This is a genomic window from Rossellomorea pakistanensis (assembly GCF_016908495.1).
In the GTDB taxonomy this organism is placed as follows: Bacteria; Bacillota; Bacilli; order Bacillales; family Bacillaceae_B; genus Rossellomorea; species Rossellomorea pakistanensis.
This window is the reverse complement of the sequence record NZ_JAFBDZ010000005.1, coordinates 266,782-289,487: the sequence shown is the minus strand read 5'-3', so window position 1 is coordinate 289,487 and position 22,706 is coordinate 266,782. Positions and strand designations below refer to the sequence as shown.

Here is a 22,706-nt window from a genome sequence, read left to right as displayed (position 1 = left end):
CGATATTTGGTCGTTCATCTCCTTTATGAACGACCTTTCTTATGCCCATTTACTATATTTGGTCGTTCATCCCCATTATGAACGACCTTTCTCTTGCCCACTTACGATATTTGGTCGTTCATTCCCATTATGAACGACCTTTCTCTTGCCCACTTACGATATTTGGTCGTTCATCTCCTTTATGAACGACCTTTCTTATGCCCATTTACTATATTTGGTCGTTCATCCCCATTATGAACGACCTTTCTCTTCTACACTTACGATATTTGGTCGTTCATTCCCTTTATGAACAACCTTTCTCTTCCACACTGATGATATTTGGTCGTTCATTCCCTTTATGAACGACCTTTTTCTTGCCCATTTACGATATTTGAAGAAAGCAGCCAAATTTTAATCCCTTTTGGAAGTAATAAAAGGATAGCAAAAAATTCCACAGAGAAAATTACTCCATGGAATTCTTTTACTCTACGTTTTCTACAATGGTTGAAATCCCTTGTCCTACTCCGATACACATAGTAGCTAATCCGTATTGGGTCTCTCTTTTTTTCATTTCATAGATTAATGTAGTAAGAATACGTGCTCCACTTGCCCCTAAAGGATGACCAAACGCAATCGCGCCTCCATTTACATTAACCTTCTCCTGATCAAGTCCGAGCTCCTTAATACAAGCAATCGATTGAGCTGCAAAGGCTTCGTTCAATTCAACCAGCCCGAGATCTTCTGCAGATAACCCTGCCCGTTGTAATGCTTTATTAGATGAATAGATGGGACCTAATCCCATTACTGATGGTTCTAGTCCAGCTGTTGCCGAAACGACATATTTAATCAATGGTTTTAAACCAAGCTCATCCGCTTTTTCACGAGTCATTAATAGAAGCGCGGAAGCTCCATCATTTACACCTGATGCGTTTCCGGCTGTTACCGTCCCATCTTGAAAAATTGGCTTTAATTTCGCCAACTTTTCGATACTTGTAGAGGGACGAGGGTGTTCATCTTCAGAAAAGACGAACTGATTTCCTTTGCGGTCTTGATAATGAACAGGGACAATTTCCTCTTTAAAGCGATTTTCTTCTATAGCCTGCTTTGCCTTCATTTGACTATGAAGCGCAAACTCATCCTGTTCATCCCTTGAAATTCCAAACCTTTTGGCCACGTTTTCAGCTGTTTCTGGCATACTGTCAGTTCCATACATCTCTTTTAGCTTAGAGTTAACAAACCGCCAGCCAATTGTGGTATCGTACATTTCCATATTTCCCCTTGGAAAGTCACTCTCTGGCTTTGCCATTACGAGTGGTGCTCTTGTCATGCTCTCCGTTCCCCCAGCAATGAAAATATCTCCTTCTCCTGCCATTATGGAACGGGCAGCATAATTGACTGCATCTAATCCTGAACCACACAAACGATTTAATGTGGTTGCCCCCGTTTCAACTGGTAGTCCTGCAAGAAGAGCAGACATTCTGGCTACATTCCGGTTGTCCTCCCCAGCTCCATTGGCATTTCCAAATACAACTTCTTCAATTTGTTCAGGTGGCAGGTTCAGGTTTCTTTCAAGCAAAGCCTTAATAACAATCGCCCCCAGGTCATCTGGACGAATGCCTTTTAATGCCCCTTTATATTTTCCAATGGGTGTACGGACAGCATCCACTACAACCACTTCTCTCATAACGTTACCTCCTTACTTATTATCATGATAATCATAAACACCGCGTCCGGTTTTTCTTCCTAATCTTCCTGCTTTCACGTATTTTTCTAAAAGTGGTGCAGGGCGATACTTTTCACCTAATTTTTCATGTAAATATCTTAAATTGTTTAGCCTTGCATCAAGACCAACTAAATCCCCGAGCTCAAATGGGCCCATCGGATAGTTCAGCCCAACCTTAATAGCCTTATCAATTTCTTCTGGTGAACCTACACCTTCTTGAAGCATGTAAAAGGCTTCATTCCCAACTAGTGCACTAATTCGGCTCGTCACAAAACCAGGAAATTCATTTACGACAACCGTTTCTTTCCCCATTTGCTTCGCAACAGCCTCAATAACCTCGGCAGTTTCATCGCTTGTTTCTAGACCTCGAATAATTTCGATGAGCGGCATTTTGTGGACAGGATTAAAAAAGTGCATCGCAATAACACGGTGCGGTCGTTTCGTAAATGAAGCAATTTCTGTTGGACTCATTGTCGAGGTATTGGTGGCAAAATAACAATTTTCTCCCGCATGCTGATCCACGGTTTCAAAGACCGCTTGTTTAATAGAGGTTTTTTCAGGAACCGCTTCGATAATCAGGTCTGCTTCCTTTGCCGCTTCAGCTAGATTCGTAGAAAAAGATAAGCGTTTGACGGCTAAATCTTTTTCTTCACTTGTTATTTTCCCGCGATCTATTCCCTTTTCAAAAATAGCTGAAATCTCTTTATTTGCACTATCTAGTTGTTCATCCTTTATATCTACTAGAGTGGTCTGAAACCCTCCAAGTGCACTAACATAAGCAATTCCTCTTCCCATGACACCTGAACCGATCACAACAATTGAATGAACCAATATGGTCCCCTCCTTTTACATTCCTATGTAAGATAGGGACTGACTAATGGAGATGACCCAAAGATGATAGGATCAGCCTCCGCTTAGTGCAGCCCCTTTTTTAAATAGGCTGTATACCATAAACATTGTTGTTATTTGAAAAGGAGTTAGTTGGTTGCAACGAAAGGATGCTCGCTTTCCGCGGGGCGGTCGGTGAGCATCCTCGTCGCCTTGCTCCTGCTTAGGTCTCACCTGTCCCGCTACTCCCGCAGGAGTCTTGGACCTGCAGCGAAGACCAACCTTTTTACAAAAATTTATGATTTAAAAAACAACAATCTTTTAGAAAACAGCCTTTATAAAAATTCTTTATTGATTACACACCAAATGGATTCAATGGACGATTTCCATAGTAAGAGATAATACTTTTTGTTTCTGTATATAAATCTAGTGTTTCAATACATAGCTCACGGCCGAATCCAGATTGTTTATATCCACCAAATGGGGTACCTGGGAAGGCAGAGAATGGACAGTTCACCATTACAATCCCTGCTTGAATTGCTTTAGATACTCTTGTTGCGCGACCATAATCCTTCGTCCAAATTGCTGAACCAAGTCCATATTCTGAATCATTAGCTAGTTTGATGGCCTCTTTTTCATCACTAAACTTCATGACGACGACAACTGGCCCGAAGATTTCTTCTTTGACAACTTTCATTTCATGATTAACATCTGTTATGATCGTTGGCTCATACCAGTACCCATTTTCAAATCCTTCCATCTTCGCGACTTTACCACCTGTAAGGACGGTAGCTCCTTCTTCTTTAGCGGACTGAACATAGCCGTCGATGACATCAAGTTGATCTTGAGATATAATCGCACCGATATGTGTTCCTTTATCAAATGGGTCACCTAATGTAAGCTTTTTCGTTTTTACAACAAACTTCTCCATGAACTCATCATAAATATCTTCATGGACATAAAGACGAGAACGTGCTTCACAGGATTGACCCGTGTTATAGAAAATACCAAATAGTGATCCGTCTACAGCTGCATCTACATCGGCATCGTCAAATACGAGGTTAGGAGATTTTCCGCCAAGCTCTAATGTGACACGCTTAAGTGTTTGAGAAGCACGCTCCATAATATTTTTCCCAATTGGAGTCGAACCAGTGAACGCTACTTTATCAACATTCTTATGTTCAACTAAGTAATTTCCAACACTTGAACCTGATCCAGGAACAACATTGACAACCCCTTCTGGGACTCCTGCTTCAATACAGATTTCTCCTAATACGATGGCTGTCAGCGGAGTAAGCGTCGCCGGTTTGACAACAATAGAACAACCTGCTGCAATCGCTGGAGCAACCTTCCATGCTGCCATCATAAGTGGATAATTCCATGGAATAATTTGAGCACAGACACCTACAGGCTCTTTTTCCGCTACATTTTGGAATTGACCTGGCACATTATTGACGGAACCACGATGGCCGACTATCGCACCTGCATAAAATTCAAAGTCTTCGATTGCTTGCATGACTTGACCTTGTGCAGCAGATAGTGATTTACCACTATCTAAAATTTCTAGTGATACTAGCTCATTAAAACGAGATCGCATAATCCCTGCAATTTTGTTCAGAACACGAGAGCGTTTATTTACAGGGAACTTCTTCCACTTCCCATGATCAAAAGCCTGTCTTGCAGCTTGCACAGCTTTTTCAGTATCTTCAATGGATGCTTTTGCTACTGTTGCAATTGCTTCCCCTGTTGCAGGATTATAAGTAGTGAAAGTTTCTCCAGTAGTACTATTCGCTCTTTGACCATTGATTACCAATCCGTAATGTTCTCGTTTCATATCAAGTACTTCAAAATTTTGTTCTTTTACTGTAGACATCGTTTCATCCCCTTAGTAGAATTTATTTTCCTGTAAATTCAGGCTTTCTTTTTTCCATAAACGCTGTAACGCCTTCACGATGATCTTCTGTTAAACCGGCAATTCTTTGCCCATAGGCTTCTTTCTCTAAATAGGCATGAAGATCCTCTTTGTCACTTTCATTTAGGTAGCGTTTAATTAATCCAATCGCTTTTGTTGGCATGTTCGCTAATCTGACGGCAAATGCTTCTACTTTTTCGTTCCATTCGTCTATTGAAATAACCTCTGTTGCTAGTCCTAGCTCTTTCGCTTTCTCCGCTGAGACCTTTTCACCTAACACAGCTAGCTCCAATGCTTTTGCCCGCCCTACTAATCTCGTTAAATAGTAAAGGTTTCCTGCATCTGGAATGAGCCCGACATGAATGAATGCTTGGACAAAACTAGCCTTTTCGGAAAGAAGGCGGAAATCACATGCAAGAGCCAGACTCATCCCTGCCCCCGCAGCAACACCGTTAACGGCAGCGATAATCGGTTTCTCACATTGAGAGATTTCTTTTACCATTGGTCCATAATGATTCCTTAAAACCTCGCCAAGGTTCATATTTTCTTCGACTTCACTCAAGTCCTGTCCCGAACAAAAGGCGCGTCCTTCACCTGTAATGACAATCGCTCTAACCTCTTCATCACGCCCTGCTTGTTTAAATGCCTTTTGAATTTCTTGATTCATTTGCTTAATGAAGGCGTTAAGTTTGTCTGGACGCTTCATCGTAATCCAGGCTACGCGATTACGTATTTCATAGGAAATCGTTTCGAACATGTATGTATCCCTCCTTTTATTTCCCTTTGAAATTTGGCTTTCTTTTCTCGATAAAAGCGTTCATGCCCTCTTTTTGGTCCTCAGAAGCAAACAACAGGTAAAAGTTCTTTCTTTCATATTGCATACCCTCGTATAATGGATAGTCCATTGCTTTTAAGACAGATTCTTTGATCAGTCTTAGTGAAAGCGGTGGCTTCTCAGCAAGCTTTCTGGCCATTCTTTCCGTTTCTTCCATTAATACTTCACGTGATACTACTCGATTTATGATGCCTAATTGACAGGCTTCTTCAGCTTTCATTCTTTCTCCAGTAAAAAGCCATTCCATTGCTTTCGTCTTTCCGATTAACTTGGTTAAGCGCTGTGTTCCTCCTGCTCCTGGCATTACCCCAAGATTTACTTCAGGAAAGCCAATTTCCGCATCGTCTGCAGCAAAGAGCAGATCGCAGCAAAGAGCCAGTTCAAGTCCGCCTCCAAGAGCAAACCCTTGAATGGCACCAATAATCGGTTTTTTCACCACTGCGATTCGATCCCAATCAGCAAATTGATTAAGAAGCTCAAAATCAATCGCACCATCTCCTGCCATTTCATCAATATCAGCCCCAGCAGCAAAGGCTCTTCCCTTACCTGTTAGCATAATAACCCGAACCTCATCGTTTTGATCAAATACTTCAAAGGCATTGAGAATTTCTGAAACCATTACTCGATTGATAGCGTTTAATACCTTAGGGCGATTTAATTCTACGAAGCCAACCCCATCCTGTTCATGGACATTGATAAACTCGTAGGTCTTACTCATTCACTTCTTCACCGATCATCAATGTAACCAAATCACCAGCAAAAGACATAAGATCCTTTCCAGAAGCTTTTGCCTCGTCTGTTTTCATCGCCGTTTTTAACGCTTCATGACTGTCATAATACATTTCGCACATTAAATAATACTTTCCTTCTCCACCCATTGGAGAACCGACAACCTTCGTCACTTCCATTTTACGAAGTCCAGGAATTTTTGCTGTAATCGGTCCATGAGTATTGAAATAATGCTCATCAAATTCTTCCCTGTTTTCTGGATGTTTGTATAATGCGATTAATTTAACCATTAAAAATCTCTCCTTTTATTTAGTATTGATCTACATCAATGTAGAAATAGGCTTCATTGCTTCAAATGGATTCTTGCAATTTTTACAGTAGAGTATGCTCCGACAGGCTGTGGGCCCGAATATATTATCAAGGGTTGTGTACGTAGAGCCACAATATGGACAGTCCACATGCCACGATCCATCCTCTTCCATTTTTTTCGGCGGGGGGGCAATTCCAAACTGCTTCAGTTTTTCTCTTCCTTCTGCCGATACTCGATCCGACGTCCATGGCGGATTCATCACAAACTCGACATTGACGTTGGTTATATTCGTCTGCTCCTTCAAGGCGTTCATTACATTTCCCTTTATGATATCTAGAGCGGGACAGCCAACAAATGTAGGGAGCAACTTTATTAAGAGTATTCCATCTTGCTCCTCAATTGATTTCAGCATTCCAAGCTCAACAATACTGACAGAATCAATTTCAGGGTCCTTGACGGTCTGCAAAACTTCGATGATGTTTTCAGTTTGTGGTTTCATATCGATTCAAATCCTTTACCAGCTTGCCAGCGGGTCTGTGTTGTACACTTCACTTAACGTTTCTATGGCCTTATCTAAATCTTTTGTATGGACTCCAGTACGTCCATCTCCTCTGCTCATTTCTAAATCTGGCATTGGTAGATTCACAGCTTGAAAAATAGGTTCGACTGCATTCTTCCAACGTTTTAATAACAGCTCTTCACTTTCAATTAATTGATGTGACACCATTTCAGCTCCGTTGTCTCCAAGGGTTATAACTCCTGCAAAATCCTTCGCTGCCTTTTCAACCGCTTTTTCCATTCTCCTTCTCGCTTCCCCACCTGCATTGACTAGCTGTGTAAACCATGTTTTCCAATGAAGCAGATGATAATAAAGCTCCATATTGGCCTTGATTGCTACATCTGCCAACGGTTGATAGGAGGATTGTTTAAGAGAGTCAATGCGTCCTTTTTTCGCTTGTGTATAGAAATAATTTCGGACAACAGCAAATGCCCAATCATATTCCGGCTCTGACAAATAATCCCCGGGTCCATTCACTTCTTCTAATAGAATCGCATTTCGCCGCTCACTAGACTTCCTTCCGTGTGCTAGTTGATCGACTTCCCCTTCACCCAGGTCTTCTAATAGCTGATAAAACATAGCAGCATGCCCCATTGTATCTTGGTTAATCGATGAAAACGCAACATCCTCTTCTATATGGGGAGCGAGGCCAAGCCATTCTGAACCACGGAAGGCAATTATAAAATCATCATCTGCTAATTGGTATAACAATTCTGTTAACACTTTTTTATACTGTTCATCTTTGATCTCACTTGCTGAAAGAATCTTCATTTTTTACTAACCTTCCCTCCCCATGATAGAATCTCGTTCTCATCAAGCATTTCTTGTTCATATTCTCGCCATTTCTTTTTTAGATAGCCGTACCCTTTGGCGTTCCGGTAGTCCTTATTATCTAACCGCTTGAGAGACTCCTTCTCTTCTTGATTCATCTTGCGAATCGCATTTCTTTTCACAACCCAAATGTCTGCTACCGGCTCTCTTCTCATAAAGTTTTCTTGTGCCATCACTAGAGCAAGCTCATCATTTGGAGCTAATAAGCTGAATTGATACTGCATTGGGGCATTATCTGATCGTTTGCTAAACACTTCATATTCTTGATAAAAATTTCTTGACTTCTCAGACATCACTTCACCCCTCTCTAGCCAGCCACTGGGTCTGGACTCAATGCCTCTCGCACCCATTCATTATTCGTATAAGACAACTCCCGCAGTCTTAGTCTTTCTTTTGATTTTGGCCCGTTGTTTTTGACAATCTCTTTAAACCGGTTCCAATCCGGCTGTTGATATACCCACATCTCTTTTTCCTCGTCAAAATACATGGTGGTATCCGGTAGCTTAATGCCTAATGAAAGAATCCGAGGAACATATTTTGTAAAGAAATCCTGTCTTAGCTCTTCATTTGTCTTCGTTCGAATTCCATACTTTTGGGTAATATCTTGTTTTGAAGTACCTGTTGTAGAAGCGTCCCCTGGCCCGAAGAACATGAGGAGAGAATCCCACCAACGGTTCACTGATTCTTGGATAAGAGCTTTTTGCTCAGGAGTTCCTTCTGCTAAAGCGATAATAATCGCTTCCCCATGTTGGGCATGGAAAACTTCTTCAGCACATATCCTTTTAAGCGCTCTAGCATATGGTCCATAAGAGGCTCCGAGCATATTGGTTTGTGTGATGATGGCCGCTCCGTCAACCAACCATCCAATTAATCCGGCGTCTCCCCATGTAGGAGCTTCCATATGAAAGACATTATGAAATTTTAGATCGCCTGAGAATAAATCCTGCATAATCTCTTCACGTGTTTTTCCATATGGCTTCATTAAATCCTCGGCAACACGAAGCAACAGCTGTCCATGCCCCATTTCATCCTGAACTTTCGCCATAATTCCTAGCTTTCTTTTTAAAGTTGGCGCCTTTGGAACCCACTCTTTTTCAGGGAGAGCTCCCATGATCTCGCTGATCCCATGCATGGAAATCAATTTAATAAGAACCTTACGATACTCTTCAGGCATCCAATCATCTGCTTCAATTTTTTCCCCAGTCTCAATTCTCTTCATGAAGTGTTCATGTTTTTCTTCTTCTGAAAGTGCCTCAAAAGAAACAACATCGGCCATGAAACCCGCCTCCTTAAATAACGTATTTAATACGTTTTATTTTTATGATGTTATATAATATGAAGGTAAAATTTTTTTGTTGTTAGGTCCTAATATCTTTTTTAACTACTTCTCTAAGATCTACCACTCTGACAGCTTTACCTTCTGACCTTGGTAAGCTCTTCGGAATATGAACCTTTACATCCATTGATACAAGACAGCTGCTTTTCATTAATTCTTGAATCTGTTTTCCAAGTAGAAACACTTTCTCATCGTCAGCATTTCCGCCAATTTCATGAAAATATTTTTCACTCATTTCTACCTGTAGCTCTACCGAATCCAATGATCCTTTTCGCTTTAAATGCAGCTGATAATGTGGGGAGATTTCTTTCATTGTAAGTAAAAAATGTTCTACCTCCGATGGAAAGACGTTTACCCCGCGGATAATAAGCATATCGTCCACTCTTCCTTTTACACGTGACATTTTCACCGTTGTTCGTCCACATTCACATGGCTCATAGGATATGGAAGCAATGTCACCCGTTCGATAACGAATAATTGGAAAGGCTTCTTTCGTCAAGCTCGTAAAAACAAGCTCGCCTTCCTGCCCTGGTGGAAGCGGCTCAAGTGTGTTCGGGTTAATGACTTCTACTAGAAAATGATCCTCTGCAATGTGAAGACCATCTTGTGATTCATGGCATTCCATCGCAACTCCCGGACCAATGATTTCACTTAATCCATAAATATCACATGCTTTAATATCAAGCTTGGCCTCTAACGTTTTTCTCATTTTATCTGACCACGGCTCGGCTCCAAAGACACCATATTTGATCGACGTACTGCGAGGGTCTTTTCCTTGTTCCTCCAGCTTCTCTGCCAAACTTAATATGTAGGAAGGTGTACCGCAAATGACTGTTGGATTAAAATCCTCAATAAGGGTGATTTGGCGTGACATATTCCCACCTGAGACAGGTACTGTTGTCATTCCAAGCCTTTCACTTCCATAATGCAGACCAAGTCCGCCTGTAAATAGACCGTATCCATAAGCATTATGCAAAAGCTCTCCAGGCTTCCCACCAGCAATCGATATCGCTCTTGCTACAATCTCACTCCACATATCAATATCCTTCTCGGTGTATCCGACAACCGTAGGCTTTCCACTAGTTCCTGACGATGCATGAACCCTCACCAACTCACTTTGATCGACTGCGAATAAACCAAATGGATAATGAATTCGTAGATCTTCCTTTGTTGTAAATGGTAATCTTGATAAATCTTTCAGTGACTGAAAACTCTTAGGAGAAACCTCATTCTTTTCAAACTGTTCACGGTAAAAAGGAACTTTTTCATAAACGGTATGAACCACTTTCTTTAATCTCTCTAATTGAAGCGCTTCCATTTCAATCCGATCAAACGTCTCCACCTCATGTAAAATCAAGACAGCGTCATCCTCCTATCTAAGGCACTTACTATCACTTACCAATCAGTATAACGTTATTAATTCGTATAGTTATATTTTTGTTATATACTTTTAATCACACGATAACGCTAAATCGTATAAATGTCAATATATTTTCTGAAAATTTGATAATTTGAAAAAGGATTCGTGTTTGCCTGAAGTCCTGTTACCAATGTCATGTTAATTTGCTAAATGTGCAATAAATTTTAATTTCGTGCAATTAGCCATAACTATTGGTGGTTTTCTGCTTTATTTTAAAATTTATTTTATACCACAAAAAAAGCACACAGACTCTCAAACGACAATCCATGTGCTTACCCTTCTTCTAGTAATCAATCAAACAGCGCCTCATGTGTTTCCTTCCTGCTTACATCAAAGCAAAGCTGGATCTGTTCCTTTGTGTTTCGACCTTCTGATAATGGCGGTAATTCCTCTATTGAGAAAAATCTAGCATCAGAAGTTTCTGTGTTTCTTTCAAACTCTCCAGCGATAAAGTCACATTCGACAAAGATTTTATAACAGCCGTAGGGCATTGGCGGTTCATTATGATTTCTTCGATCCCATATTGCGATGATTCTTTTTGGCTTAATTTGAGCTCCTGCTTCCTCTATTGCTTCCTTTATCAAGTTTTCATTAAGCGAGCAATCCATATCTGCCCATCCGCCTGGTAATGCCCATTTTCCATCTGCTTTTTCTTTTACAAGCAGAATTTTCTCTTCTTTTATAATCGCCCCTCTCACATCAATTTTTGGAGTAGGGTAACCTGTTTCATTTGTGAACCACTCCTTAATCTGTTCCTGTCCAATCCCGGTATAATCATTCATGATCTCAACGCTTATATTTCGGATTTCTTCAAATCGTTCAATATCATATGGGTCCTTTGAATATGTCAGACCTGCCTGCGCAATAGCCTGTAGTTTTTTAGCATAAGTTAACCATTTGGGTTCCATTAGTTGTACTCTCCTTTTTTAAACCAGAGATGCCGAAAGTCAATCCAACCTTGAGCATTAATTTTTGCCTCTTTTAGGTTTTCATCAGCGTCTATTTCCGTCCGGTTCCGATATAACGGAAGGAACTGAACATTCTCCAGCAGGATATTTTCTATCTTCTGTAATTCATTTACTCGATCGAGTGAAGACTTAAGACAGTAAGTATTTTCAATGCTAGTGCTTATTTTTTGCAAAAGAGGAACAGGGATATGCTGATGAACAGGGCTATTCTTTGCTAGCAGCAATTGAAGGAAACACATTTCCGTTTGCTCATCAATAGAAGCACTATCATGGATCATATCCGCTTGTTGAAGCGTCTCCGCTTTTAATAACGTTTCAGCATCCAAAAAGTTACTTTCTATTCGAATCTTGTATTTTTCACATTGGCCTTGTATCCACTCAACATCCTCAAAGTGGTCCCGTTCCTTAAAAGTAAATAGTTGAAGAGTCTCGCCATTATAAGAACTAGTTGTCAATAACTCGTGTATTGCTGCCTTATTAGAAGGGTCAATCAGATCCTTTGATATAAATCCTTCTGCCACTTGTTGACGGTGCCCGCCTACTTCGTTAATTAATTTTAATGGTGAAAGAATAGCTTTTAATGCCTTCCGAAAATGGATATCCTCCAATGGTCCCTTCTTATTCCCGTTTAACGACAGAAATTGAACATTCATTTCTAAATGATAGTTATGAGAACGTCCTGGTGCTGTTTTTCTAATCATGTCTTTAGGATAAAGTCCAAAAGCAAGCTCACTTTGATTTAGCTCACCCGACTCACTTTCTAGATTCCACATTTCAATAACATCTAAATAAGGGCGCCCTTGAAAATAACTGTCATTCGCCTCTAGCACAAGCATTGATTCATCATTTCTTTTTAGCTTAAATGGACCTGTTCCAATGAGGTTATGTTCTTTAAAATCTTTCTGTATAGAACAAAGAATCGAGAGATGGACACTACTTACGATTTCGTGAAACATATAGTTCGATTCAGATAAAGAGATCATAATGCAATGGTCATTTATAACTTTCACTTCAACTAGTGAATTCAATAACCACTGATAGGGATGATCCTTATTTTCTTTAAATCGATTAAAAGTAAAAGCAACATCCTTCGCAGAAAAGGGAGCCCCATTATGAAATCGTACTCCTTTTCGAAGGTAAAAGGTCCATACCTTTGCATCTGGGGTACACTCCCAATGGAAAGATAACCCCGGAACGACCATCCCATTTTCTTTATCAAAGCTTACAAGTCTATCACAAATTTGTTCAACAATATGATAATGCGTTCTAAGGGTGATCAGAGTTGGGTCTAAAAGATACTTGGGCTGTGGTCCAATTTTGATTCTGAGCTTGTCTATCGACTTATGATTCTTCGTTTCTACTTGAAAACCAAATAGTTGGTCCAACCACAACTGAAATTCTGTTTCAATGGTTGGAAAAAAGGGGGTATAATCGTGAATTACTTTGTTTGCACGGGTAATATCACCTTTTTTCACCAATTCTTTGCTTTTTTCTAAAATAAGCCCAAATGGATCTTGTAGATAAGTGATTTGTGATTTATTGCCTCGACCTCTTCCTGGTACCCACTTGATCCATCCGAGTTCCTCCCACTTTCTCACGATTAATTTACTATTCCGCTGTGTACACAGAAGTGTAGCCGATATTTCTTCCATAGATAAAGGAAAAGACTCGTTCAAAACAGAACGCTGTAAAAAGATCTGTACATAGTGTTCAAGAATCACCACATGTATCTTTCCTTTCTAAAAGGTGAAGGTTCTTTCTACTTAATTCTACACTTTTTCCCCTTTTTCCTTCTCATTACAATTGAAAATACAAAAGGAGGAAAGTTGGATGAAAAAATTAAGTCAGTTTAAACAACGCTATAGCACTCCTGTATGGATTCAATTTTGCGGGGAGCTTCTAACAAGTACAACAGGTGCCATGCTTGCACCGTTTTTAATTATCTTTTTACATGATCAATTAGGGGGAAATCTCATTCTTCCGCTAATCATCGTTGGACTCCAGCCTCTAACTGAAATTGTGATGACACTTATAGGCGGAGGATTAACCGATCGACTTGGAAGAAAATCTATTATTCTAACAGGGCTCCTTTTACAAGCCGTTGCCATGCTTGGATTTGTATTCGCAGAATCGGTTTGGCTCTTTGCTTTTATGTATATTTTGAATGGGGTGGGAAGAACGTTTTATATCCCAGCACAACGCGCACAAATTGTGGACTCGACGGAAGAGAAAAAGGTTTCAGAAGTATTTGCTGTGATTAGCACGATAGCTTCATTCGGAATGACTATCGGACCATTGCTCGGATTTCTTGTCTATACAGTTAATCCTGTGTTTACCTTTGGATTTCAAGCGGCCGCCCTTAGCCTTTACAGCTTACTAGTTTGGTTGAAGCTACCTGAAACCTATCCCAAAACGAAAGACGTCGAATCAAAAAGCTCATTGACCATTAATGACTTTTTCAAACAACATTATTCAGTCCTTGGACTAATGGTCTTCACGCTGCCAATCAGTTTCTTTTACGCACAAACTGAGACGAATTACCGAATTTATATAGAGGAATTATTTCCTGATTTTTTATTGATGCTGACGATTATGACAACAGCTAATGCGATTTTTAGTATTTTACTCGAAGTTTTATTAGTTAAATGGACAGAACGATTTAAAATGAAAACGATCCTATTCATTTCCTATAGCATGTATGCCGTTGCAGCAATCCTATACGGTTTTTCAGATTCCTTACCGCTCTTAATCTTAACGGTTCTTGTCCTGACAATTGCGCAAAGCATCGGACTCAATCATCTGCTTCGTTATGTTTCCACCTTAGCCCCCAAGCAGAATAGAGGACTTTATTTCTCCCTATATGGGATACATTGGGACATTTCGAGAACAATTGGTCCCCTGTTAGGTGGAGTTATCCTCATACATTGGGGTGGGAGCAGCTTATTCTATTTAAGTGCATTTCTCATTGCGATCGGGGGTATTGGACAGTACATTTTTGTAGGATTTATTGAAAAAGGACGTACAGAAAAGAAAAAGGCAGTATTAGAAGTAGAAGTTTAGGTTTTTCCTCATAATGTAGGGAGGACGCATTCATGCAAGTGGGCGGCTTTTAAAAAAGAACTTTCATGCCAAGACCTAATCAGTCTGAGTGAGTGACTCATAATAGCTCACTTGGCGCAAAACTGGAGTCAACTGATCCATAGCTAAGGTTCTTTCGCTCATATTTCCATTCAGTCGGCGCATATTTCGAGTGTGTCGACTCATTAAAATTTCGCTAGACGTTGAGACTTTCTTAATCATAAAAACTAAAAACGCTTGGATCAAAAAGCTCTGATCCAAGCGTTCTCACTCATTACTTCAATTTCAATTTAGCCAATGCATCCGCTAATGCGGTGTTCATTGGTTCTTCTTTTTTCTGTTCTTTCATGTACTTATGAACATCTCGTTTAGATGCCTTATGATTTTTTGCTTTCTTCTTTCTTTCATTGAAAGTTGATAGCTTTTCTTTATGTCCGCATACACAGACAAAGATTTGGCCCTCGCCTTCACCGCGAAGATCTAACCGTTTATGACAGTTTGGACATCTTGCATTTGTTTTCTTTGCAATATTTTTACGATGTCCACATTCGCGATCCTGACAGACTAACATTTTGCCGTTTTTATTTTTAACTTCCAGCATTAAGTTTCCACAATCAGGACATTTTGTACCTGTAAGATTATCGTGATTAAATTTCTTTGTACTGTTTTTAATTTCAAAAACAGCCTTTTTACTATATTCCTTTATCTCTTTCACAAAGGCGTTCTTGTTCAGTTTTCCTTTCGAAATCGCTTCAAGCTTTTGTTCCCATTCTGCTGTCAGAACAGGAGAAGTCAATTCTTCTGGTGCTAAATCAAGAAGCTGTTTCCCTTTTGACGTTATCTTAATTTCCTTTCCATCCTTTTCGATAGAAAAACTGTTAAATAACTTTTCTATAATATCAGCCCTGGTGGCCACTGTTCCTAACCCACCAGTATTGCCAATCGTTTTTAGAAGATCCTTTCGATTAGCATCCATGTACTTCTTAGGATTCTCCATTGCCGAAAGCAGAGTTCCTTCGTTAAAACGTTTAGGTGGCTGTGTCTCTCCTGTGGTCATATTGATCGAAGAAAGGTTAAGTATATTCCCTTTTTCAATCTTAGGAAGCGTTTGTTCCCCACTCTTTTCTTCGATTTCACTCTCTTCATCATATTGCCCATATACTTCTTTCCAGCCTTGTTCAAGAACGATTCTCCCTTTAGCTGTAAACATTTCGTTTTCGATTTTTGCGGTTAGGGTCGTTTGTTCATATTGATATGGTTGAAAGAACATAGCCAAAAAGCGTTTTACGATTAGATCATACACCTTAGTTTCTCGATCACTCAAGCTACGGAGGTTTGGCGTTTGCTCTGTTGGAATGATGGCGTGATGATCCGATACTTTTTCATTATTCACATATTGCTTTGTCGGCTTGAAGGCATTCCTTTTCGCTTTTGTAGCCAGCTTACTATATGGCTGCACAGTACAAGCGGAAATTCGATCATTTAGAGTCTCTACAATATCAGAAGATAAGTATCTAGAGTCTGTCCGAGGATATGTTACCAGCTTGTGTTGTTCATATAGTTTTTGCAGCGTCGAAAGGGTTTCCTTCGCTGAAAGGCCAAATAATTTGTGAGCATCCCGTTGAAGTTCCGTTAAATCATAAAGCTGTGGTGCTGATTTTTTCTTCCTTTCTTTCCTTACTCCTTCAATGCTCGCTTTCCTAGCATTTCTTAACTTAGACATGACGGAATCGATTTTGTCTTTTAAAAAGGATCGACTGCTATTTGACTTTTCGTCTACCCATGTAAGGTGAAATCCTTCCGTTGCAGCTTTCATTCCATAATAGGATTGAGGCTGGAACTCTTTTATTTCTTTTTCTCTATATGCGATCATCGCTAATGTCGGAGTCTGCACTCTTCCACAAGAAAGCTGGGCATTGTGCTTGGTCGTCAGTGCACGTGTTGCATTCATTCCTACATACCAATCTGCTTCAGCTCGAGCTTGGGCGGATGCGTATAAACTTTCATAGTCCTTTCCATGCTTTAACCTTTTAAATCCCTCTTTTATAGCCTTATCCGTAACAGAGGAAATCCAAAGCCTCTTAATCGGTTTGTTGACACGGGCTTTTTCAATAATCCAGCGGGCAACGAGTTCTCCTTCCCTTCCTGCATCTGTAGCAATCACAATCTCCTTGACATCATTACGATTAAATTGCGATTTGACTGTATTAAATTGCTTTGAAGTCTTCTTAATGACCACAAGCTTTAATGAAGACGGAAGCATTGGAAGGTCTTCCATTTTCCACGTTTTATATTTTGGATCGTACAGATCTGGCTCAGCTAAAGTAACGAGATGGCCGAGTGCCCACGTGACAATGTAACGATCTCCTTCAAAAAAACCATTACCTTTTTTATGACAATTTAAAACCCTTGCAATATCTCTACCTACAGAAGGTTTTTCTGCTAATACGACTGTTTTACTCATTCATACAAATCCTCTCTATGTGTAAGCATTTCATACTTTTTTATAGAACAGATGTCCTTCTTTAAAAGAAAAATCATACTCCCTTATACTATACTATTGTTAGTTTAATGTTTAAAGGAGCTTACCATTGTAACATAATCCTTATAGATCAAATGATCACTACCTGTCTACCAAAGTGTCTTGAGTCCTTATAGTATTAGGGAATGTCCAAGTTTAATGGTAATTTATTCCACCTGTCATCAAGTTTTTTTGTCCTAGATATATCTTTATGAGATCAGCGGATTAAAAATAGTGTCAGTAACCGGCTTGGTTTCTGACACTATTTTAGTTCTATTGATATTTTTTAATCTCCCCGCAAGCAAGTCTTTTACCTGCATCTCCTGCTGGCTGGGACCTGTAGTCATCAGGATTTTGATGGATAATAATCGCTTTTCCGATGATATCTTTCACACGGAATCGGTTAGTGAAAAAGGACATTCTCGCATAGCCATTATTGGAAAACAGGACAGGGAAGTCTCCGGCGTGGTTTCCATGTGGTTGATTATCCGGATTCCAATGTCCCCCGGCTGCTTGAAATGGATCATCCTTCTTTCCTACTTTACAATCACCGTTTTCATGAATATGAAATCCATGAGGTCCAATTGGCTTTTTATTCCCTTTTGCTGGTTTGTACTCTGGAAGCCCTTTTACTTCAACATAAACTTCGGCACCATTTGGAACATTTCGAAAGAATACATATCCTTGTAAATCTGGCGCAAGCGGCCCCCCTTGGATTTGCGCATAGGCAATAGACGGCACATTCCGCTGATTAGTATAGTATGGATTTTGAAATGAGTATTGTTGGGGATTTTGTTGTGTGTTTTGAAAAGAATTTTGAAATTGGTTTTGATAACCATAATGGTTTTGGTAAGTCATTCTTGCTAACACTCCCTTAGTTGCTTATCTGTCAACTATAGTATGTGCGGGTGCCCAATATTGTGATTGGAAGCTCAGGTTTGAAAACTGGAATGGGAGCAAGGCGGAAATGCAATGATTGGGGATTTTCATGCATTTATTTTATATTTCGTGCGATTAATTTGAAATTCGTGCCCATTACCATGGTCTTTCGTTCAATTGTGTAGGAGCGACATTTTCACACTCCCCTTCATTAGGTCATTTCTATTCAATTGAGTCAGGTTCCCCCCAAACCCTACGATTGTACCATTACCTTTTCCTCTTCTAATTAATGGATATCCATGATATATTTTCTGAAACTTCAGATTATTACACCATGATGAAAAATTTTGAGGAGGGACTAAAATGGATCATAGTATTCGTGTCATTCCCCACAAAAAAGAATTTGTAATGGAGGTTCCTACAGAAATACCTCAAGGTGTAGAACTTGTTCAAGCTCCAAGCATTTGGAAAACTGGAGTAAAAGGTAAAGATGTGGTCATTGCCGTGTTGGATACTGGTTGTGATCAAGAGCACCCTGATTTAAAAGGCCGAATTATTGGCGGGAGGAATTTTACCACCGATGATGATGGTGATCCCGAAAATGTAACGGATTATAACGGACACGGAACCCATGTTTCCGGAACAATGGCAGCTAATGAAAATAGCTTGGGTGTTATTGGCGTTGCTCCCGAAGCAAGTTTACTGATTGTAAAGGTGTTATCAGGAGAACGTGGAAGCGGTCAGTATGACTGGATTGTATCTGGAATTCAGTATGCTATTGATCAAAAAGTTGATATCATTTCCATGTCACTTGGCGGTCCAAATGATTATAAACCGCTTCATGATGTTATTAAGAAAGCAGTTGATGCGAATATATTAGTGGTGTGTGCAGCTGGTAATGAAGGAGATGAAGATCACTCTACAGAAGAATTCTCTTATCCAGCTGGATATAATGAAGTCATTTCTGTTGGAGCGATTGATTTTGAACGTCGGTCATCGTATTTTACCAACTCCAATAATGAAGTCGATTTAGTGGCTCCAGGTGAAGATATCATTTCTACGGTTCCTGGTGAAAAATACGCAAAGTATAGTGGAACTTCCATGTCAGCACCTCACGTATCAGGGGCTCTTGCCTTAATCAAAAACTTGGAGGAATCCAATTTTGAAAGGATTTTAACAGAACCAGAGCTCTATGCTCAGCTTATTCGTAGAACGATTCCTCTTTCTTATCAAAAAACACTTGAAGGAAATGGAATGCTCTATCTTACCACTCCAGATTTATTGAAAAAACATCTAGAAGAATCTCAATTCTCTATATCGGTATAAAAAACAGAGGTTGGCCCAGTGGGTCAACCTCTGTTTTTTAATGTTGAAGTCTACTTTCAACTTGCTGACATACTTCATCAGCGCTTAATCCGCTTGCTTCTATAACTGACCCCTTAGTGACAGCATCTTGAATCCCCATTACATTGGAATCAAGTCCTGTCACAACACAACAGTCACAGTTGTTAGCATCAGATTCTTGCTTTAACTCAACGACATCGTGTCCTTTTTCACGTAGTGCTTGTACAACATTTTGTAGTGATTCTTCTACCCCTACTCTTGACATGTTTCCACACCTCCTTAACATAATCATAGGATTTTCCATTCGAGTAAGCTGTATGCATCTTTAGAAAAATTATTTCTTATTCACTTGCTTTCCACTTTTCTTTTGACTTTGATGCTTGCTATTGCCTACTTGAACATCTTTACTGAACTCTACATCATTCTTTCCTTGTTGCTTAACTAATTCCTGAGTTGTCTGATTATGTCTATCTGTTCCTTGGTTAGATGTCATCTTTTTACCTCCTCTTTTTTCATACCTGTTTATTATTCTCTTTTTTATCGACAATATGAATGTTTAATCGGATGACTAGCGGGTAAATAATAACCAAATACAAAAAGAGATAAGGATGATGAATCGTAATGGATGTAAAGTTAAAAGAATTATTAGATGGATTAAATGAAGATTTAGCTAACGAGTACTCCGCACAAATTATGTACACGAATTATGCGGCCGTTGTATCAGGACTGCACCGTCAAGTTCTTAAACCGTTTTTCGAAAGTGAAGTAGCCGATGAACAAGGACACGCATTATATCTAGCAGAGAAAATTAAAACATTAGGTGGCATTCCTACAACAACACCCGCTCCTGTTAAACAAACAGATGATGTAAAAACGATGCTGCAGGAAGCACGTCAAGCGGAAAAAGAAACAATTGATCGTTATAAAGTTCGTAAAAAACAAGCGGACGAATTAGGATATACAGAACTTGTTGTAAAGCTAGAAGACCTTATTGCAGATGAAACGCATCATATGGAAGAGCTAGATCGTATTCTGATGGACCCTGCATTTAGCTAGCATCATAAAAGGAGTTGACCCTTAGCGGCAACTCCTTTTTATATAATCCTATGTACTTTCCATTCATCAGGAAGTAACGCCTGATATTTTGGCTTAAGAAAGCGATCATCCACAAGAACAATGATTCCACGATCTCTTTCTGTCCTTATCAACCTTCCCCCAGCTTGCAACACCTTGTTCATACCTGGGTAAACATACGAATAATCGTACCCGTTTTTCCCTTTGTTTTGAAAAAACTCCTTTATAATGTTCCTTTCCAAAGAAATCTGAGGTAATCCGACGCCTACGACCACCACTCCATTTAATCGATCTCCTTTTAAATCAATTCCTTCTGAAAAAACCCCTCCCAATACAGCAAATCCAACTAAAGATTTCTCAAGACTTGGTTGAAAATGTTGCAGGAAATCTTCCCTTTCGTTCTCTGTCATTTGACTCGTTTGGATGAGAATATCTACCTTTAAATCTTCGTCCTGAAAAGCATTTGCCACCTCGTTCATATAGGTGTAGGAAGGGAAGAAAACAAGGAAGTTCCCTGGCCTTTCTATCACAAGCTTGCTCATTAACTTTACGATCTTTTCGACAGAATTAGATCGATCATGAAAACGTGTTGATAGGGGATTTACGTAAACCTCAACATTTTCTTTTAAGAATGGTGAACCAATTTCAAACCGATAATCATCGGAGTGACCTCCAAGCATTTCAAAATAATAACCAAATGGCTGAAGAGTTGCCGAGAAATAGACAGATGAAAGGTAGGGTTTACTGATCGTCTCAAGTAGGTTAGAGGGATCTAAACAAAATTGCTTGATCTGTATTTCATTTTTTCCTACTTCTACAAATAATACAAATCTCTCGTCAAAAAATGAGGACAAACGCATGAAGCTTAAAGCTTGGAAATATGCCTCTAATAAATCTGGATCCTGAGAGCCTTTTACTAATTCTTTTTCCGTAGCCTGCGTGAACAACTCGACCATTTCCATCAGTTCTTTATCAAGGTCTTTCCTAATAAAGTGGTTGCCCTTTTCACAATGTGACTTCATTCTCAGAAAATAAGCATTCAATTCTTTCGCCGCTTGATAAATCTCCTCATTCAGCCCTCTGTACTCATTCTTCAATTTAAAAAAAGAAGATTTAAGAAGATTGGCTGAAAACATGTCACGTGCGCGATCAACAAGATTATGTGCTTCATCAATTAATAAGACGGTTCTTTTTTTTTGCTCATCCATTTGCCGCTTTAATGAAACCCTAGGGTCAAATATATAGTTATAGTCACAGATGACGGCATCGACTAGATAAGATAAATCAATCGAATATTCGAAAGGACATACACGATGTATTTTAGCGTATTTCTCAATAACCTCTCGTGTAAGTTGATTTTCGTTTCGTAAAATATCCAAAACGGCTTCGTTTATACGATCATAATAGCCGTCTGCAAATTCACAATAATCCTTTTGACAAATGGTCTCATTCTTAAAACATATTTTATCCTTGGCCGTGATTGTCAGAGATTTAAGGCTAAGCCCTTTCTCCTTCATTAACGAAAAAGCTTCCTCACCAGTTGTCCTTGTGATGGTTTTAGCTGTTAGATAAAACATTCTGTCCGCTTTTGTATCCCCTAATGCTTTTACAGTTGGAAAGAGGGTCGATATCGTCTTTCCAGTTCCAGTCGGAGCGTTTGAGAATAAATTTTTTTCTTCTTTTATTGTTTTAAACACTGCACCGGCGAATTCCCTTTGTCCTTTGCGAAATTTTGTAAATGGAAATGAAAGATGTTTAATACTTTCATTTCGTTCTCCCTTTTGATAAAAAAGCAGGGAAGCAAATGGTTCATACTTCATGACTGTTTCTTCTACAAAACATTCTAGTTCTTGTTGATTGTAAGATTTAGTAAACTGTTTTATTTTTTCTGTTTCAACATGCACATAGGTCAGCTGAACAGAGATCTGTTCGAGTTGATTTTGTTTAGCATAAATATAGGCGTAGCATTTCGCTTGTGCCCAGTGAACAAGATAGCTGTCTTCTGAAATTTCCTGGAGGTCTTTTCGTGTCGATTTGATTTCATCTATGATGACTTCGTTTTCTCTAAATAATATCCCGTCACTTCTGCCTTCAAGAATAAAAGTATACTCTTCGAATGGAAGCTCCATTTTCAGAGATTCCTCTATTAAGTCATTTTCATGATAATTCTTTTGCAGCTTCTGATGAGCCCTTGTTCCTTCTGTCATCGATGAAGAGACTCGAAATCGATGATCGATACTACCGCTGCTATAGACATACTCAACAAGATTTCTAATCGAGATTCGAATCTCCTCCATCGTCCTACCTCCGTTCGTATCCGCTCTTATTTTACCATTTTTTAAAAAAATGGGGCTGTCTATAGGTGTCAGAAACACTATAT

Annotated in this window: 21 protein-coding genes; 3 read left to right on the top strand and 18 right to left on the bottom strand. The window is 39.5% G+C overall.

All coding sequences use genetic code 11. The annotated features are described in order from the left end of the window. Nucleotides 1-460: 460 nt before the first annotated feature. From JOC86_RS21365 to JOC86_RS21305, 13 genes are all read right to left on the bottom strand, one after another. On the bottom strand, nt 461-1,663 hold the full coding sequence (locus JOC86_RS21365; protein ID WP_205174971.1) for a thiolase family protein: 1,203 nt from the start codon (nt 1,661-1,663) through the stop codon (nt 461-463). Nucleotides 1,664-1,675: 12 nt separating this feature from the next. Next, the gene (locus tag JOC86_RS21360) at nt 1,676-2,533 is read right to left on the bottom strand and encodes a 3-hydroxyacyl-CoA dehydrogenase (RefSeq protein WP_205174970.1); all 858 of its coding nucleotides are present in this window, start codon (nt 2,531-2,533) and stop codon (nt 1,676-1,678) included. Between the two features lie 352 nt (nt 2,534-2,885). Then, the gene (locus JOC86_RS21355) at nt 2,886-4,403 is read right to left on the bottom strand and encodes an aldehyde dehydrogenase family protein (RefSeq protein WP_205174969.1); all 1,518 of its coding nucleotides are present in this window, start codon (nt 4,401-4,403) and stop codon (nt 2,886-2,888) included. 22 nt (nt 4,404-4,425) lie between these two features. Next, the gene (locus tag JOC86_RS21350) at nt 4,426-5,199 is read right to left on the bottom strand and encodes an enoyl-CoA hydratase-related protein (protein WP_205174968.1); all 774 of its coding nucleotides are present in this window, start codon (nt 5,197-5,199) and stop codon (nt 4,426-4,428) included. 16 nt (nt 5,200-5,215) lie between these two features. Continuing rightward, complete coding sequence (locus JOC86_RS21345) at nt 5,216-5,995, bottom strand: enoyl-CoA hydratase/isomerase family protein (protein WP_205174967.1); 780 nt, start codon at nt 5,993-5,995, stop codon at nt 5,216-5,218. Next, the gene (locus JOC86_RS21340; protein ID WP_205174966.1) at nt 5,988-6,296 is read right to left on the bottom strand and encodes an EthD family reductase; all 309 of its coding nucleotides are present in this window, start codon (nt 6,294-6,296) and stop codon (nt 5,988-5,990) included. The genes JOC86_RS21345 and JOC86_RS21340 overlap by 8 nt, the downstream gene beginning before the upstream one ends. Nucleotides 6,297-6,326: 30 nt before the next feature. Then, nucleotides 6,327-6,815 (bottom strand): 1,2-phenylacetyl-CoA epoxidase subunit PaaD, encoded by a 489-nt coding sequence (gene paaD / locus JOC86_RS21335; protein WP_205174965.1) that lies wholly within the window; start codon nt 6,813-6,815, stop codon nt 6,327-6,329. A gap of 15 nt (nt 6,816-6,830) precedes the next feature. Then, on the bottom strand, nt 6,831-7,646 hold the full coding sequence (gene paaC / locus JOC86_RS21330; RefSeq protein WP_205174964.1) for a 1,2-phenylacetyl-CoA epoxidase subunit PaaC: 816 nt from the start codon (nt 7,644-7,646) through the stop codon (nt 6,831-6,833). Next, complete coding sequence (gene paaB / locus JOC86_RS21325; RefSeq protein ID WP_205174963.1) at nt 7,643-7,999, bottom strand: 1,2-phenylacetyl-CoA epoxidase subunit PaaB; 357 nt, start codon at nt 7,997-7,999, stop codon at nt 7,643-7,645. The genes paaC and paaB overlap by 4 nt, the downstream gene beginning before the upstream one ends. A gap of 14 nt (nt 8,000-8,013) precedes the next feature. Then, complete coding sequence (paaA, locus tag JOC86_RS21320) at nt 8,014-8,982, bottom strand: 1,2-phenylacetyl-CoA epoxidase subunit PaaA (RefSeq protein ID WP_205174962.1); 969 nt, start codon at nt 8,980-8,982, stop codon at nt 8,014-8,016. Between the two features lie 82 nt (nt 8,983-9,064). Next, entirely contained in the window at nt 9,065-10,399 is a 1,335-nt protein-coding gene (locus JOC86_RS21315) for a phenylacetate--CoA ligase family protein (protein WP_205174961.1), read from the bottom strand. A 353-nt stretch (nt 10,400-10,752) separates the two neighbouring features. Then, nucleotides 10,753-11,370, bottom strand: coding sequence for an NUDIX hydrolase (locus JOC86_RS21310; RefSeq protein ID WP_205174960.1), 618 nt, complete (start codon nt 11,368-11,370; stop codon nt 10,753-10,755). Continuing rightward, nucleotides 11,370-13,154 carry an ABC transporter substrate-binding protein gene (locus JOC86_RS21305; protein ID WP_205174959.1) on the bottom strand — a complete coding sequence of 595 codons (1,785 nt, stop codon included), beginning with the start codon at nt 13,152-13,154 and terminating at the stop codon, nt 11,370-11,372. Before JOC86_RS21305 ends, JOC86_RS21310 begins: the two co-directional genes overlap by 1 nt. A gap of 106 nt (nt 13,155-13,260) precedes the next feature. On the opposite strand from JOC86_RS21305, the gene JOC86_RS21300 reads away from it, so the two are divergent. Next, the gene (locus tag JOC86_RS21300; RefSeq protein WP_205174958.1) at nt 13,261-14,490 is read left to right on the top strand and encodes an MDR family MFS transporter; all 1,230 of its coding nucleotides are present in this window, start codon (nt 13,261-13,263) and stop codon (nt 14,488-14,490) included. 292 nt (nt 14,491-14,782) lie between these two features. On the opposite strand, the gene JOC86_RS21295 is transcribed toward JOC86_RS21300, so the two are convergent. Both JOC86_RS21295 and JOC86_RS21290 read right to left on the bottom strand, forming a co-directional pair. Then, on the bottom strand, nt 14,783-16,972 hold the full coding sequence (locus JOC86_RS21295) for a DNA topoisomerase III (protein ID WP_205174957.1): 2,190 nt from the start codon (nt 16,970-16,972) through the stop codon (nt 14,783-14,785). Nucleotides 16,973-17,302: 330 nt separating this feature from the next. Then, nucleotides 17,303-17,887: a superoxide dismutase family protein gene (locus tag JOC86_RS21290; RefSeq protein WP_205174956.1), complete on the bottom strand. Its 585-nt coding sequence runs from the start codon at nt 17,885-17,887 to the stop codon at nt 17,303-17,305. A gap of 384 nt (nt 17,888-18,271) precedes the next feature. Here JOC86_RS21290 and JOC86_RS21285 point away from each other — a divergent pair, with 384 nt between their 5' ends. Next, entirely contained in the window at nt 18,272-19,234 is a 963-nt protein-coding gene (locus JOC86_RS21285) for a S8 family peptidase (protein WP_205174955.1), read from the top strand. Nucleotides 19,235-19,271: 37 nt separating this feature from the next. Here JOC86_RS21285 and JOC86_RS21280 read toward each other — a convergent pair whose 3' ends face one another. Together JOC86_RS21280 and JOC86_RS21275 are read right to left on the bottom strand one after the other, a co-directional pair. Beyond that, the gene (locus tag JOC86_RS21280; RefSeq protein WP_205174954.1) at nt 19,272-19,517 is read right to left on the bottom strand and encodes a YkuS family protein; all 246 of its coding nucleotides are present in this window, start codon (nt 19,515-19,517) and stop codon (nt 19,272-19,274) included. A gap of 69 nt (nt 19,518-19,586) precedes the next feature. After that, on the bottom strand, nt 19,587-19,745 hold the full coding sequence (locus tag JOC86_RS21275; protein WP_205174953.1) for a hypothetical protein: 159 nt from the start codon (nt 19,743-19,745) through the stop codon (nt 19,587-19,589). A 128-nt stretch (nt 19,746-19,873) separates the two neighbouring features. Between JOC86_RS21275 and JOC86_RS21270 the strand changes: the two genes are divergently transcribed. Further along, nucleotides 19,874-20,308 carry a ferritin-like domain-containing protein gene (locus JOC86_RS21270; RefSeq protein WP_205174952.1) on the top strand — a complete coding sequence of 145 codons (435 nt, stop codon included), beginning with the start codon at nt 19,874-19,876 and terminating at the stop codon, nt 20,306-20,308. 38 nt (nt 20,309-20,346) lie between these two features. Here the strand turns inward: JOC86_RS21270 and JOC86_RS21265 are convergent, their stop codons facing one another. Next, entirely contained in the window at nt 20,347-22,623 is a 2,277-nt protein-coding gene (locus JOC86_RS21265) for a helicase C-terminal domain-containing protein (RefSeq protein WP_205174951.1), read from the bottom strand. Between the last annotated feature and the right edge of the window lie 83 nt (nt 22,624-22,706).

What these genes read in the sequence shown, in the direction of transcription:
- JOC86_RS21365 (WP_205174971.1), bottom strand. Translation starts at nt 1,663, where the DNA reads ATGAGAGAAGTGGTTGTAGTGGATGCTGTCCGTACACCCATTGGAAAA.
- JOC86_RS21355 (WP_205174969.1), bottom strand. Translation starts at nt 4,403, where the DNA reads ATGTCTACAGTAAAAGAACAAAATTTTGAAGTACTTGATATGAAACGA.
- JOC86_RS21350 (WP_205174968.1), bottom strand. Translation starts at nt 5,199, where the DNA reads ATGTTCGAAACGATTTCCTATGAAATACGTAATCGCGTAGCCTGGATT.
- JOC86_RS21345 (WP_205174967.1), bottom strand. Translation starts at nt 5,995, where the DNA reads ATGAGTAAGACCTACGAGTTTATCAATGTCCATGAACAGGATGGGGTT.
- JOC86_RS21340 (WP_205174966.1), bottom strand. Translation starts at nt 6,296, where the DNA reads ATGGTTAAATTAATCGCATTATACAAACATCCAGAAAACAGGGAAGAA.
- paaD (WP_205174965.1), bottom strand. Translation starts at nt 6,815, where the DNA reads ATGAAACCACAAACTGAAAACATCATCGAAGTTTTGCAGACCGTCAAG.
- paaC (WP_205174964.1), bottom strand. Translation starts at nt 7,646, where the DNA reads ATGAAGATTCTTTCAGCAAGTGAGATCAAAGATGAACAGTATAAAAAA.
- paaB (WP_205174963.1), bottom strand. Translation starts at nt 7,999, where the DNA reads ATGTCTGAGAAGTCAAGAAATTTTTATCAAGAATATGAAGTGTTTAGC.
- paaA (WP_205174962.1), bottom strand. Translation starts at nt 8,982, where the DNA reads ATGGCCGATGTTGTTTCTTTTGAGGCACTTTCAGAAGAAGAAAAACAT.
- JOC86_RS21310 (WP_205174960.1), bottom strand. Translation starts at nt 11,370, where the DNA reads ATGGAACCCAAATGGTTAACTTATGCTAAAAAACTACAGGCTATTGCG.
- JOC86_RS21300 (WP_205174958.1), top strand. Translation starts at nt 13,261, where the DNA reads ATGAAAAAATTAAGTCAGTTTAAACAACGCTATAGCACTCCTGTATGG.
- JOC86_RS21295 (WP_205174957.1), bottom strand. Translation starts at nt 16,972, where the DNA reads ATGAGTAAAACAGTCGTATTAGCAGAAAAACCTTCTGTAGGTAGAGAT.
- JOC86_RS21290 (WP_205174956.1), bottom strand. Translation starts at nt 17,887, where the DNA reads ATGACTTACCAAAACCATTATGGTTATCAAAACCAATTTCAAAATTCT.
- JOC86_RS21285 (WP_205174955.1), top strand. Translation starts at nt 18,272, where the DNA reads ATGGATCATAGTATTCGTGTCATTCCCCACAAAAAAGAATTTGTAATG.
- JOC86_RS21280 (WP_205174954.1), bottom strand. Translation starts at nt 19,517, where the DNA reads ATGTCAAGAGTAGGGGTAGAAGAATCACTACAAAATGTTGTACAAGCA.
- JOC86_RS21275 (WP_205174953.1), bottom strand. Translation starts at nt 19,745, where the DNA reads ATGACATCTAACCAAGGAACAGATAGACATAATCAGACAACTCAGGAA.
- JOC86_RS21270 (WP_205174952.1), top strand. Translation starts at nt 19,874, where the DNA reads ATGGATGTAAAGTTAAAAGAATTATTAGATGGATTAAATGAAGATTTA.
- JOC86_RS21265 (WP_205174951.1), bottom strand. Translation starts at nt 22,623, where the DNA reads ATGGAGGAGATTCGAATCTCGATTAGAAATCTTGTTGAGTATGTCTAT.